Origin of the sequence: Actinoplanes sp. GCM10030250 (genome assembly GCF_042666575.1) — a bacterium.
In the GTDB taxonomy this organism is placed as follows: Bacteria; Actinomycetota; Actinomycetes; order Mycobacteriales; family Micromonosporaceae; genus Actinoplanes.
Genome location: NZ_JBHTDO010000008.1, coordinates 99,397 through 110,494, shown reverse-complemented (window position 1 = coordinate 110,494; position 11,098 = coordinate 99,397). Strand labels below are relative to the sequence as shown.

Sequence of the window (11,098 nt, the reverse complement as noted above, 5' to 3'; positions counted from 1 at the left end):
ACGGTTCTTCTCGTGGCTCCCACCCCGAGGCGGCTCCGTCCGCTCCCACCGGAGGCGGCGCTGTGCGCTCCCGCCCCGAGGCGGCTTCGTGCGCTCCCACCCCGAGGCGGCGCTGTGCGCTCCCACCCCGAGGCGGCTTCGTGCGTTCCCACCCCGAGGCGGCTTCGTGCGCTCCCACCCCGAAGCGGCTTCGTGCGCTCCCACCCCGAAGCGGCTCCGTCAGGTCCGCACGAAGAGGCAGAACGGGTGGCCATCAGGATCGAGGCACACCCGTACATCGTCCTGGGGTTGAAACTCAGCCACCGTCGCACCGAGCTCGACCACCAGAGCGGCCCCGTGCTCCAGATCGCTGACCTCGATGTCCAGATGCGACTGCATCTGTGGCTGCCCCGCACGCCCCGGCCAGACCGGCGCCTCGTAGTCGTCCTCCATGTGAAAGGAAAGACCAGCACCCGCCGGCGCCTTGAGCGTGACCCACCCGTCCGCGTCCTCGTCGACCGGCCAGCCCAGCAACCTCCCGTAGAAGCCGGCCAGCCGCCGGGGATCAGGCGAACTGATCGTCGTCGCCGCCAAAGTCATCCGCACGTCCTCGGGCATCGGACTACCCTACTGCCGTGATCGATGGACCTGCCCGCTTCGGCGGCCGAGACAACGTAGTCCTCGCGGTAGTGCTCGACTGCGCCGACCTCGACCGCTCCGCAGCCTTCTGGTGCGAAGTGCTCGGCTACCACCCACCCGCGACCGGCCCAGGCCCCTACCGCCGCCTCCTCCCACCCGGCGGCAACGGCGTCGAACTGCTCCTCCAGCAAGTCCCCGAACCCAAGGACACCTCGAAGAACCGCCTGCACCTGGACCTACGCGTGCCAGACCTGGAAGCCGAAGTCTCCCGCGTCGTCGCCGCAGGTGCCCGCCTCCTGACGGACACTCCCGTCAAAGAGGAGGGCTGGGTCTGGCACGTACTCACCGACCCCGACAACAACGAGTTCTGCATCCTCCAACCCCCCGCCGAACGCCTCCAGTAATCCAGTCGCCCTCCCTCCCCGAGCACCCCTCGGGACCAACCGCCAGATCACGCCACCCGCCGGCGCACGCCACCCCGCTGGCGCACGCCGCCCGCCAGATCACGCCACCCGCCGGCGCACGCCACCCCGCTGGCGCACGCCGCCCGCCAGATCACGCCACCCGCCGGCGCACGCCACCCGCCACAATGAGTTTCCCCGCCGGCGGCAGGCACTGCCGATGTCACCGGCAGGCGGATTCGGCGGTGGACGTGCGCCCGAATCTTGAACGTCCAACGTTCAGCATTTGTCTCCGAAGCATCAGCATTTGTCTCCGAAGCAGAGGTTGAGGAGGTCCAGGCGGAAGGCGGCGTCGCGGGCCAGGAGGAAGCCGACGATGCCGACGATCCAGGAGAGGGCGTTGCTGTTTGCCATCCACGTGCTGACGCGGGTGAGCAGGGGTTCGATGCTGGTCCCGGCGACCAGGCGTAACGCCAGCAGGAGCAGCGCCGGGACGATCATCAGTAGGCAGTAGCCCACCATTACCAGCGCGACCTGGGCGACTGGCAGCTCGGCTGTGGTGAGCAGGCCGATCGCGGCGAGATAGGGCAGCATCGTGGTCACCTCGGCGGCTGCCGCGGCGAGGGCGAGACCGGCGAGGCCCACAGCGCCGCCGTCGTCGGAGAGAGCGCGTTCGCGCCAGCGGAGCAATCGGCCGCCTCCGGACGCCGACTTGTTCTTGCGGTCGAGGCGAAAGCTCCAGAAGAAGAGTGCGACGCCGATGATCAGCTGGGTCCACATCGCGGCGCGGGTGTCGAGGATCTTGGTGATCTGCGGCATGAAGGCATCGGCGCCCAGCGCCACGGTCATGCCGACGGCGAAGTAGAAGGTGGCGACAGTCCCCAGGAAGACCAGGATGCGTCCGGGTCGCAGCCGGCCGGGGTGCAGCAGCAGCCAGATCGGGATCAGCAGGGTCCCGAAGCTGGTGGAGTCGATCAACGCCAGAACGGCGAGCGATCCCAGGAGGGCGATGTCCATGCCGACGACTGTGCGGGACGAGGTGCCCGGAGCGCGTCGGCCAAAGGATGTCAGGGATTGTGCGGCGCATACATCTTTCGACTGACGCCGCCCCCGCCCGTCCGTGATGGGATGTGAGGCATGGAGGTGAGAGCACGCTGGCGGGCCAGCACACGTTTCCAGGACGTCGCCACCGCGGCGGGGACCTTCGCGGCCGGCCTGGCGTTCAACCTCATCGGCCTGACCGACGTCTGGACGACCCCGGAGATCGACAGCCTCGCCGGGGCGCCACCGTGGTGGCACTCGATCCTGCTGACGTTCGGCTGCCTGGCCATGCTCTTCAAGCGCCGTCGCCCGATGTCAGCGCTCGGCGTCGGTGTGATCGTGGGCGCTGCCGATCTGGCACTCGGCGGCAGCGTCGCCGTGGTGCTGGTTCTGTTCGATCTGCTCTTCTCGGCCGGGCTGTTCGCCTCCGCCCGGGCCCGGGCCGCGGTGACGACACTGGTGTTCGTGATCGTCTGCACGGCGAGCGTCGTCGGTGGCCTCGCACTCGGCGAGCTGCGGCTCGGCGTCTTCATCGGCCTACAGCTGACAACCCTGCTGTTCGTGCCGTTGTGGTGGGCGGCAAACATACGCCAGCAGCGTCAGCTGGGCATTCTCGACGCCGAGCGGACCGCCCGGGAGGCCGTCCTGGCCGAGCGTGCGGCAATGGCCGGCGACCTGCACGACGTGATCGCCGCCCACCTGTCCACCACCGCGATTCACTCGGGTGCGGCGCTGTCCATGCCACCCGACGCCGACCGTGACCGGGCCACCCTCCGGGCCGTCCGCACGAGCAGCCTGGCCGCCCTCGAGGAGATGCGCGCCATGATCATGCTGCTGCGGGCCGACGACCCGGGCGCGGCTGACCCCACGCTCCCCGGCGGCCTCGACCGGCTGTCCGACCTGGTCGCCGAGGCTTCGGCCGGCGGCCTGCGGATCGAGACGAACACCGCCGAGGTCCCGGGGGTGCCGGCAGTCGTGTCCCACACGGTCTACCGGATAGTCCGGGAAGCCCTGACCAACGCCGGTAAACATGCGCCCGGCTCGAAGGTCAACCTCGACCTCGTACATCTCGGCGACAGGCTGACGGTGACGGTCGCCAACACCCTGACCCACCGCCATGGCCTCGACCATCACGCGCTCAGCTCCGGCACCGGCCTGGTTTCGCTGCGTGAGCGAGCCACCCTCTTGGGCGGCGACCTCACCGCCGACACCGACAACGATCACTTCCGAGTCCGCGCGACACTGCCCCTGCACCCAGCCGCCCCCACCTCTACGTCCACCTCCACCTCTACGTCCACCTCCACCTCCACCTCCACCCGGAGCCAACCGTGACTGACCAACGAGCCCACGCCTCACCCATGCCGAGCGTCCGAGGCCGATCGTGACCGTCCAACGCACCCACCGCCCGATCACATCAAGCGTCCGAGGCCGAGCGTCACCGTCCCACGCACCAGCGACTCGGCCACGCCAAGCGCCTGGAGCCGGCCGTGACTGATCAACAGATCCGCGTCCTGGTTGCGGATGATCACGCTGCGATCCGGGCCGGGATGCGGCTGATGTTGGAACAGGCACCTGACATCGCTGTGGTGGGTGAGGCCTCCGACGGGGCGGTGGCGGTTCAGCAGGCAACGGCTCTGCGGCCCGACGTGGTTCTCATGGACATCCGGATGCCCGGGACCGACGGGATCAGCGCGACCAGGGAGATCACTTCGGCGGGCCTGGCCGACGTTCTGATCCTCACGACGTTCGACTTCGACGACTACCTGTTCGGTGCCCTGCGCGCCGGTGCGGCGGGTTTCCTGCTCAAGTCGGTCGAGCCTTCCGCGCTTGTCGACGCGGTGCGCCGGGTTGCCGCCGGCGACGGTTTCCTGGCGCCCGAGGTTACCCGGCGGTTGCTCACAGCCTTCGTCGCCGCTGATGCCGCATCCGCAGCGCCGCCGGCTTCCACGGTGCTCGACAACCTCACCGACCGGGAACGCGACGTGCTCGCCGCACTGGGTCGCGGCCTCTCCAACGCGGAGCTGGCGTCGACGCTGAGCATCACCGAGGCGACCGCGAAGACGCACGTCAGCAGGGTCCTCGCCAAGCTCCGCTGCACGTCACGCGTCCAGGCGGCAATCCTGGCCAAGGAGGCGGGTATGGCTTGAGACTAGACGTCCGCCGCCGAACCCCACTCGAGCAGGCGGATCAGGTGGGGGTCGTCCGCGCCGGGGATGGTGCCGGGAGCGCCGAGTACCACGTCTCCCCCGGTGCCGTCGATGGTGAGGAACGTGCCTTCGGGGATCAGCCGATCGCCGACCCGGACGCAGGCTGCGGCCTCGTCGACCAGAAGGGTGGTCGCTGACACGACGGCGGGTTTGCCCATGGAGCGGGCGACCACGGCGGCGTGGCTGGTGGGTCCGCCTCGGGTGGCGACCACGCCGGCCGCGGCGGCGAGGCCGTGCATGTCGAGCGGGGAGGTGTGAGGGCGGACCAGCACGACCGGACCTGCGGCGGCCATGCGCGCGGCACGGTCGGCAGTGACAGCGAGGCGGCCGGCGGCCACGCCGGGGCTGGCACCCTGACCCCGGGCGAGCACTTGGGAGCCGCTGGCGATCACGTCCGACCCGCCGTCGGGCGGGCCCAAGCCGTCACCGAGCGTGTCTGGGGCGGTTGTCAGGGAGATTCTTGGCGTACGGGCCAGGTGCACATCGCGCGCCGAGACCCGGGAGACGGCGGTGCGGCGATCGATGAGGCCTTCGTCTGCCAGGTCGACGGCGGCTCGGACGGCGGCTCGTCCGGTCAGGCCGCCCGGGCGTACCTGGAGGAACCACAGCCGGCCGGATTCGACAGTGAATTCGACGTGGCAGACGTCGTGGTAGTGCTGTTCGAGGATGTTCAGGGCGTCCGTCAGGTCAGCCCATACCGTGGGTTCACGGTCGGCGAGGGCCGCGAGCGGCTGAGTTACCGACGAACCGGAGACGACGGCATCGCCCTGCTGACCGAACAGCACCTCGCCGAAGAGGACCTTCTCCCCGGTGCCGGGGTCACGGCTGAAGGCGACGCCGGACGCGCTTCGCTGGTCGTCGCGGTTGCCGAAGACCATGGTTTGGACGATCACGGCGGTTCCGAGGTCGTGCGGGATGTCGTGCAGTTCGCGGTAGGTGACGGCTCGCGGTGTGTTCCACGAGACGAAAACCCTCTCGACGGCCGCGCGCACATCGGCTGCGTCAGGCACATGAGCTGCGTCACCGACATCAGCTGCGTCACCGACATCAGCTGCGTCACGGGCATCAGCTGCGTCACGGGCATCAGCGGGCGGCCCGACATTCAGGACGGTGTCCATCATGCCCGGCATCGACACGGCCGCGCCCGAGCGCACCGATACGGCCACCACACCCAGTTCGCGCAGAGCCTGGTCCACGCTGGACGGAAACCGGCCGGTGTGCAGAAAGGTGCGGCACGCCGCGGTGTCGATCACGAAGCCTGGCGGTACCGGCAGGCCGAGGCGCATCAGCGTGACCAGGCCATGTGCCTTGCCGCCGATCACAGAGGCGGGTTCGTCGAGAGTCGCGGACAACCGGTGGACGTGGGTCATCGCGGTATGCCGAGGGTTGCCAGCAGGTCTTCGTGGAGTTGGAACCAGACCCCGTGGTACGAGTCGGTGGTCGTGGCCAGGTGGTCCCGGGAACCCGACTTTGCTTGATCCAAAGCGCTCGTCAGGCGTACCCGATAGCGGTTGAAACGCGGAAGCGCCGCTCCTAGATCTGCACAGACGGGGCCGGCGCGCTCGTCGAGGTTGACGAATCGGGCCAGGACGCGGGCGTCGCGCGCGGCATCGGCGTGGTCGTCGAGCGCGGCCGAGCAGAGGTCGAGCAGCTCCGGGTTCAGCACCATGAAGCGGTCATAGGCGCTGGTCACGGCCGTGCGGGCGCCGGCGTCCTCGAGTTCGGCGGTGATCCGGCGAGCGTCCTCGGCCTTCCCCGCCTCGGTCAGGCCCCAGGTGGGAAACGGCGGCGGCGTCCGGTGGACGAAGCCGTCGACGGCAAGATCGATCAGGTGCGACTCCGTCTCGTCCTCGGGAAGTTCGCTGATGCCGGCGAGGCGGGCGAGTTCGGCATACCCGATGCAGCGCAAAGTGTGCAGGACCGTGGTGTCACTCATTGACGTCTTCCTCCGTGGGAGCGAGACCGGGCCGGGATGCGACAGCGGCCGCATGGCCGGCGCCCCGCCCGATCGCCCTCGCGATGATCTTCCCGGCGCGGATGCGGACCGCGGCCTCGGTGTCCTCCGCGGCGTTCACCCCGGCCGAGGCGGCGAGCAGCCCGTTCTCATCGAGGATGACCCGCACCGGCATCCCGGCGGGGCCGAACACCCGCTGCAGGCAGCCGGCAAGATCGGTCACTCGCAGCCGGACCAGCGCACCGGTCTCGGCGGGGTCGGCGGTCACGGCCGCCACGGTGATCAGGTCGCCGGGCCGGGCGGCGCGGACGGCTTCCTCTGCCGCGCCCAACCGGCGCGAGCCGAGGATCACCACGATGCCGTCGCCGTGCATACTGACCGGTCCGTCGATGATCGCGTCGGTCATCTCGGCGGGCGGCGACCACTCCTCCTGGCACGGTTGCGCCGGCGGAATGTACGGCAGGTGCGGCGGATCCCACTCGTCGGCGCCCTCCATCGCCGCCAGGTAGCGGCAGGCGCGGGCGACCTCGAACGGGTCACCGAAACCGGCTGCCGTCTGCGCCAGGTGGTCGGCTCCGTTGAGTAACGTCAGGATGAGCTCGGCGAGGCGTACCCGACGATCTGCTCGAGGTCGTGAACCCTCCAACCGCAACGCCAGCAGCAAGGTCTCCAGCCGCAGAAGCTCGGATTGGACGGCACGTCCAGCTTGATCGTCGAATACGCCAGTCACGGAGAGTGATCGGAATCGGGCCGCAGCGGCCGAGTCGCCGGTCAGCGGAAGGCGCTCGAGCCAGATGCGGGCGAAGGCCTCGGCCGCCTCGGCGACGTCGGCCGGCGGCGCGGAGGCCTGACCCGGTAGGGCGGCACGGTTCGGAAAGGGGGCATGACTCGGAAAGGCGGCGCGGCTCGGGAAGGCGGCTCGGCTTGGTAACGCGTCGAGGAGGACGGCCAGGTAGAGCGAGCGTTTGCCAGGAAAGTTCGAGTACACCGCACCGCGGGTCAGCTCGGCCCGCTCGGCGATGCGGTCAATCTTCGCTTCCGCATAACCATGCTCGGCGAACTCCGCGGCGGCGGCGACAAGCACCGACGCGCGGGTTCGCTCCTGCTGTTGCGCACGGGTCAACCTCACCGCATCAGGATACTCGCACCATCCGAATGTTCAGAACATCTGAATGGCTACATCCGGCGCAGCACTGAGACGACCTTGCCGAGTACGACGGCGCGGTCCCCGTCGATCGGTTCGTAGGCCGGGTTCCGCGGTTCGAGCAGCAAATGCCCGCCGCGCCGGCGGAACACCTTGACCGTCGCCTCCTCGTCGATCATCGCCGCGACGATGTCGCCGTTGTAGGCATCCGGCTGCTGACGGACCACCACGATGTCGCCGTCGCAGATCGCCGCGTCGATCATCGAATCGCCCTGAACCCGCAGGCAGAACAGCGTGCCGCGCCCGACGAGATCGCGCGGCAGGGTCAGCATCTCGTCGGTGACCTCGTCGGCGAGGATCGGGGCGCCGGCGGCGATCGTCCCGACCAGCGGCACACCGACGGACGAACCGTTGCCGGTGTCGCGCGTGGCCGGCTCCAGATACATCCGCACGTCGATCGGGCGCGTCACCGTGCGGCCCCGGCGCACAAACCCGAGATCCTCAAGAATGCGCAGGTGACGGCTGACCGACGAGGACGACGCCAGCCCGACCGCGTCGCCGATCTCGCGGGCCGAAGGGGCGTGACCGTGTTTCACCGCCCAGTCGCGGATCACGGTGAGAATGCCCCGCTGTCGCGGAGTCAGGACGGACGTATCGAGTTCCTCAGGCCATGGCACTTGAGGATCTTGCCAGACCGATTCGCCACGGGGCTGATCCGGCGCGCCCCTCTGCGGCAGTATCACCCGGGTGAGCACAACCGTGCGAGTGGCGATGTGGTCGGGGCCGCGCAACATCTCGACCGCAATGATGCGCAGCTTCGGCTCCCGGCCGGACACCGTGGTGGTCGACGAGCCGCTCTACGCCCACTACCTCGCGGTGACCGGTCTTGACCATCCAGGACGGGCCGAGATCCTCGCCTCCCAATCGACTCGCTGGCAAGATGTGGCCGCTGCGCTGACCGCTCCGGCGACGGGCGTGCACTATCAGAAGCACATGGCGCACCACCTGCTTCCGGAGATCGGCCGGGACTGGCTCGGCGCGCTCACCCACGCCTTCCTGATCCGCGACCCGGCACACGTGGTCGCCTCCTACGCCCGAGTCCGCGGCGAACCGACGCTGGAGGATCTCGGCTACCCCCAGCAGTTGGAGATCTTCCGAACCTTCGGCGGGCCGGTGGTGGACTCGGCGGACGTACTGCAGGACCCCGAGGACACGCTGCGCCGCCTCTGCACCGCTCTCGGCTTAGCCTTCGAGCCGGCAATGCTTTCCTGGGCGCCGGGCCCGAGAAGGACCGACGGCGTGTGGGCACCTTTCTGGTACGCCGAAGTGCACTCATCTGTTGGATTCGCCCCCTACGACCCGTCGCCTGCCGAGGTGCCGGACCATCTGCAATCGCTGGTCGATGCTGCTCAGCCGTATTACGAGGAGCTGGCCGCCCATCGCCTTTGAACAAGCCGGGCCGTGTACCACCCACCAATCCGCCGATTCCGGTTCGCGCGGTTTTCGCGCTTGGCTCGAATCGCGCCCGGCCGGGAACCACTGCCTTCGAAAGGGCTGGCCGAGCACCCCCATCCTCAAATGCACCGGGCCCTGCGACAGCTACAGAACGGGCACCCCCTTGTCTGCGGCGTGTTCCTGATAGATCTTGGCGAGCCGGGATGTCAACGGCCCGACCTGACCGGTTCCGATCGTCCGGCCATCGATCTCCGTAACGCCGGCGATCTCGCCCATCGTGCCGGTGCAGAAGACCTCGTCCGCCGCGTACATCTCGGTGAGCGACACGTCCCGCACCACTGCCGGAATCTGATGGAAAGCGGCCAGGTCCAGGACTGTCTGCCGGGTGATGCCCTCTGGACAGGCGGCGGTGGTCGGCGTGACCAGCGCGCCGCCGATCACCGCGAACAGATGGGTGGCATTGGTCTCCGCCACGAATCCGCGCTGGTCCAGCATCAGCGCATCGTCGGCACCGGCCATGTTCGCCTCGATCTTGGCGAGGATCGAGTTCAGCAGGTTGTTGTGGTGGATCTTCGGATCGAGCACGTCGGGCGCCGGCCGCCGCACGCTCGCCGTGGCCAGCCGCAGCCCGCCGGTGTCGTAGACCGGAGCCTTGTACTCGGCCAGCACGATCAAAGTCGGACCGGCCTGGTTGAGGCGCGGATCCATGCCGCTCGTCACCTTGACGCCGCGGGTCAGCGTCAGCCGGATGTGCACCCCGTCGTGCATGTCGTTCGCCAGCAGCGTGGCCCTTATCGCCTCGACGATCATGCCGTCGCCCGGGATCTCGGCGAAGTTCAGCGCCAGCGCCGAGCGGCGCAGCCGGGCAAGGTGCGCAGTGAGCCCGAAGATGGCTCCGCGGTAGACGCGCAGGCCCTCCCACACCCCGTCACCGCCCTGCACCACCGAGTCGAAAGGCGAGAGCCCGGGCTGGTCGCGATCGAGCAACCGGCCGTTCACCCAGTACTTGATGGCGGCGTTGCGCTCGTCGTACGTCTGGAGCATGCCGTCGATCATAAGGGCGTCACCAGCCCGGCCCGGTACGCGACGATAACCAGCTGCACCCGGTCACGAGCCCCGAGTTTGGTCATCAGCCGGTTCACGTAGCTCTTCACGGTGCCGGACGTGATCCGCAGCCGCTCCGCGATCTCGGCGTTGGTGGCACCTTGACCGATCAGGATCAGCACTTCCCGCTCCCGGCCGGTCACCCCGTTCAGCGCCGGGCAATCGGAGGACGGCGCGGGCTGCTTGATGACCATGGAGATGAGGCGCCGGGTTACGCTCGGGGCGATCAGGGCGTTCCCGGCCGCGACGACCCGGATCGCGGAGACGATGTCCTCCAGGGCCATGTCCTTGACCAGGAAACCCGAGGCGCCGGCACTCAGGGCTCCGTAGACATAGTCGTCGTCGGGGAATGTGGTCAGGACGAGAACGCGAGGTGGCTCGGGTTCGGCGAGGATCTGGCGGGTGGCCTCGATGCCGTCCAGCCCGGGCATCCGGATATCCATCAGGACCACGTCGGGATGCAGTTCGCGAGTCAGCCGTACGGCGTCGATCCCGGTCTCCGCCTCCCCCGCCACCTCGATGCCGGCCGCGTCGGTGAGGACCATGTGCAGGGCGCTGCGGATCAGGGCATGATCGTCGACAAGGAGCACACGGACGGTCATTCGCCGGCTCCGGGCTCAACCGGCAGCCGCGCCGCCACCTGGAAGCCGCCGTCGTCACGCGGCCCGGCAGTCATCGTCCCGTTCAGCAGAGCGACCCGCTCCTGCAGGCCGATCAGGCCGAACCCGCTCCCGGTCGCTGTGGTCCCGTGGCCGTAGTCGACCACCTCGATCGCCAGCTCACCCGGGCCGTAGCCGACCGACACCTGGCAGGCCCCGGCACCGGCGTGCCGCAACACGTTGGTGAGCGATTCCTGGACGATCCGATATGCGGAGAGTTCCACGTCAGCGGGCAGCGATCGGCGGTGACCGAGCCACCGCATATCGACGGCAACGCCGGCTGCCGTGGTGGTCTGGATCAGGTCGTCCAGGTCGGCGAGGCTGGGTGTGGGGCGCAGCCGCTCGTCAGCCGGCTGGCGCAGCGGCGCGTCGTCGGATCGGTTCGGTGGTGCGCCTTCGGGCCGATCCAGCGACGCGCTCTCGGAGTCGCGTGGTGGCGCGCTCTCGGAGTCGCGTGGTGGCGCGCTCTCGGAGTCGCGTGGTGGCGCGCTCTCGGAGTCGCGTGGTGGCGCGCT

At 69.1% G+C, this 11,098-nt stretch carries 13 protein-coding genes; 4 read left to right on the top strand and 9 right to left on the bottom strand.

The annotated features are described in order from the left end of the window. Positions 1 to 219: 219 nt before the first annotated feature. A complete protein-coding gene (locus ACFQV6_RS13640; protein ID WP_378027807.1) occupies positions 220 to 597 on the bottom strand; it encodes a VOC family protein in 378 nt (125 codons plus the stop codon). A 17-nt stretch (positions 598 to 614) separates the two neighbouring features. On the opposite strand from ACFQV6_RS13640, the gene ACFQV6_RS13635 reads away from it, so the two are divergent. Beyond that, positions 615 to 1,022 (top strand): VOC family protein, encoded by a 408-nt coding sequence (locus ACFQV6_RS13635; RefSeq protein ID WP_378027806.1) that lies wholly within the window; start codon positions 615 to 617, stop codon positions 1,020 to 1,022. A 297-nt stretch (positions 1,023 to 1,319) separates the two neighbouring features. Here ACFQV6_RS13635 and ACFQV6_RS13630 read toward each other — a convergent pair whose 3' ends face one another. Then, a complete protein-coding gene (locus ACFQV6_RS13630) occupies positions 1,320 to 2,036 on the bottom strand; it encodes a GAP family protein (RefSeq protein ID WP_378027805.1) in 717 nt (238 codons plus the stop codon). Between the two features lie 120 nt (positions 2,037 to 2,156). Between ACFQV6_RS13630 and ACFQV6_RS13625 the strand changes: the two genes are divergently transcribed. Continuing rightward, positions 2,157 to 3,392, top strand: a complete 1,236-nt coding sequence (locus ACFQV6_RS13625; protein ID WP_378027804.1) for a sensor histidine kinase — start codon at positions 2,157 to 2,159, stop codon at positions 3,390 to 3,392. Between the two features lie 155 nt (positions 3,393 to 3,547). Beyond that, positions 3,548 to 4,207: a response regulator gene (locus tag ACFQV6_RS13620; RefSeq protein WP_378027803.1), complete on the top strand. Its 660-nt coding sequence runs from the start codon at positions 3,548 to 3,550 to the stop codon at positions 4,205 to 4,207. Positions 4,208 to 4,209: 2 nt separating this feature from the next. Here ACFQV6_RS13620 and ACFQV6_RS13615 read toward each other — a convergent pair whose 3' ends face one another. The 4 genes from ACFQV6_RS13615 to lexA are packed head-to-tail and all read right to left on the bottom strand — an operon-like array spanning position 4,210 to position 8,159. After that, positions 4,210 to 5,637, bottom strand: coding sequence for a PEP/pyruvate-binding domain-containing protein (locus ACFQV6_RS13615; protein ID WP_378027802.1), 1,428 nt, complete (start codon positions 5,635 to 5,637; stop codon positions 4,210 to 4,212). Then, positions 5,634 to 6,203 carry a transcriptional regulator gene (locus ACFQV6_RS13610; RefSeq protein ID WP_378027801.1) on the bottom strand — a complete coding sequence of 190 codons (570 nt, stop codon included), beginning with the start codon at positions 6,201 to 6,203 and terminating at the stop codon, positions 5,634 to 5,636. The genes ACFQV6_RS13615 and ACFQV6_RS13610 overlap by 4 nt, the downstream gene beginning before the upstream one ends. After that, on the bottom strand, positions 6,196 to 7,350 hold the full coding sequence (locus tag ACFQV6_RS13605) for a TetR family transcriptional regulator (RefSeq protein WP_378027800.1): 1,155 nt from the start codon (positions 7,348 to 7,350) through the stop codon (positions 6,196 to 6,198). The genes ACFQV6_RS13610 and ACFQV6_RS13605 overlap by 8 nt, the downstream gene beginning before the upstream one ends. A 47-nt stretch (positions 7,351 to 7,397) precedes the next feature. Further along, a complete protein-coding gene (lexA, locus tag ACFQV6_RS13600; RefSeq protein WP_378027906.1) occupies positions 7,398 to 8,159 on the bottom strand; it encodes a transcriptional repressor LexA in 762 nt (253 codons plus the stop codon). Between the two features lie 10 nt (positions 8,160 to 8,169). Here lexA and ACFQV6_RS13595 point away from each other — a divergent pair, with 10 nt between their 5' ends. Further along, positions 8,170 to 8,814 (top strand): HAD family hydrolase, encoded by a 645-nt coding sequence (locus ACFQV6_RS13595; protein ID WP_378027799.1) that lies wholly within the window; start codon positions 8,170 to 8,172, stop codon positions 8,812 to 8,814. Between the two features lie 150 nt (positions 8,815 to 8,964). Here ACFQV6_RS13595 and ACFQV6_RS13590 read toward each other — a convergent pair whose 3' ends face one another. The 3 genes from ACFQV6_RS13590 to ACFQV6_RS13580 form a co-directional block, all read right to left on the bottom strand. Beyond that, the gene (locus tag ACFQV6_RS13590; protein WP_378027798.1) at positions 8,965 to 9,864 is read right to left on the bottom strand and encodes an aminotransferase class IV; all 900 of its coding nucleotides are present in this window, start codon (positions 9,862 to 9,864) and stop codon (positions 8,965 to 8,967) included. An 8-nt stretch (positions 9,865 to 9,872) separates the two neighbouring features. Further along, positions 9,873 to 10,526 (bottom strand): response regulator, encoded by a 654-nt coding sequence (locus tag ACFQV6_RS13585; RefSeq protein ID WP_378027797.1) that lies wholly within the window; start codon positions 10,524 to 10,526, stop codon positions 9,873 to 9,875. After that, positions 10,523 to 11,098, bottom strand: a 576-nt coding sequence (locus tag ACFQV6_RS13580; protein ID WP_378027796.1) for a sensor histidine kinase, incomplete at its 5' end; no start/stop codon positions are given. The genes ACFQV6_RS13580 and ACFQV6_RS13585, both read right to left, overlap by 4 nt.

Coding starts and splice junctions, on each gene's coding strand:
- lexA (WP_378027906.1), bottom strand. CDS start 8,159: ATGTTGCGCGGCCCCGACCACATCGCCACTCGCACGGTTGTGCTCACC.
- ACFQV6_RS13640 (WP_378027807.1), bottom strand. CDS start 597: ATGCCCGAGGACGTGCGGATGACTTTGGCGGCGACGACGATCAGTTCG.
- ACFQV6_RS13610 (WP_378027801.1), bottom strand. CDS start 6,203: ATGAGTGACACCACGGTCCTGCACACTTTGCGCTGCATCGGGTATGCC.
- ACFQV6_RS13615 (WP_378027802.1), bottom strand. CDS start 5,637: ATGACCCACGTCCACCGGTTGTCCGCGACTCTCGACGAACCCGCCTCT.
- ACFQV6_RS13585 (WP_378027797.1), bottom strand. CDS start 10,526: ATGACCGTCCGTGTGCTCCTTGTCGACGATCATGCCCTGATCCGCAGC.
- ACFQV6_RS13595 (WP_378027799.1), top strand. CDS start 8,170: ATGATGCGCAGCTTCGGCTCCCGGCCGGACACCGTGGTGGTCGACGAG.
- ACFQV6_RS13625 (WP_378027804.1), top strand. CDS start 2,157: ATGGAGGTGAGAGCACGCTGGCGGGCCAGCACACGTTTCCAGGACGTC.
- ACFQV6_RS13630 (WP_378027805.1), bottom strand. CDS start 2,036: ATGGACATCGCCCTCCTGGGATCGCTCGCCGTTCTGGCGTTGATCGAC.
- ACFQV6_RS13590 (WP_378027798.1), bottom strand. CDS start 9,864: ATGCTCCAGACGTACGACGAGCGCAACGCCGCCATCAAGTACTGGGTG.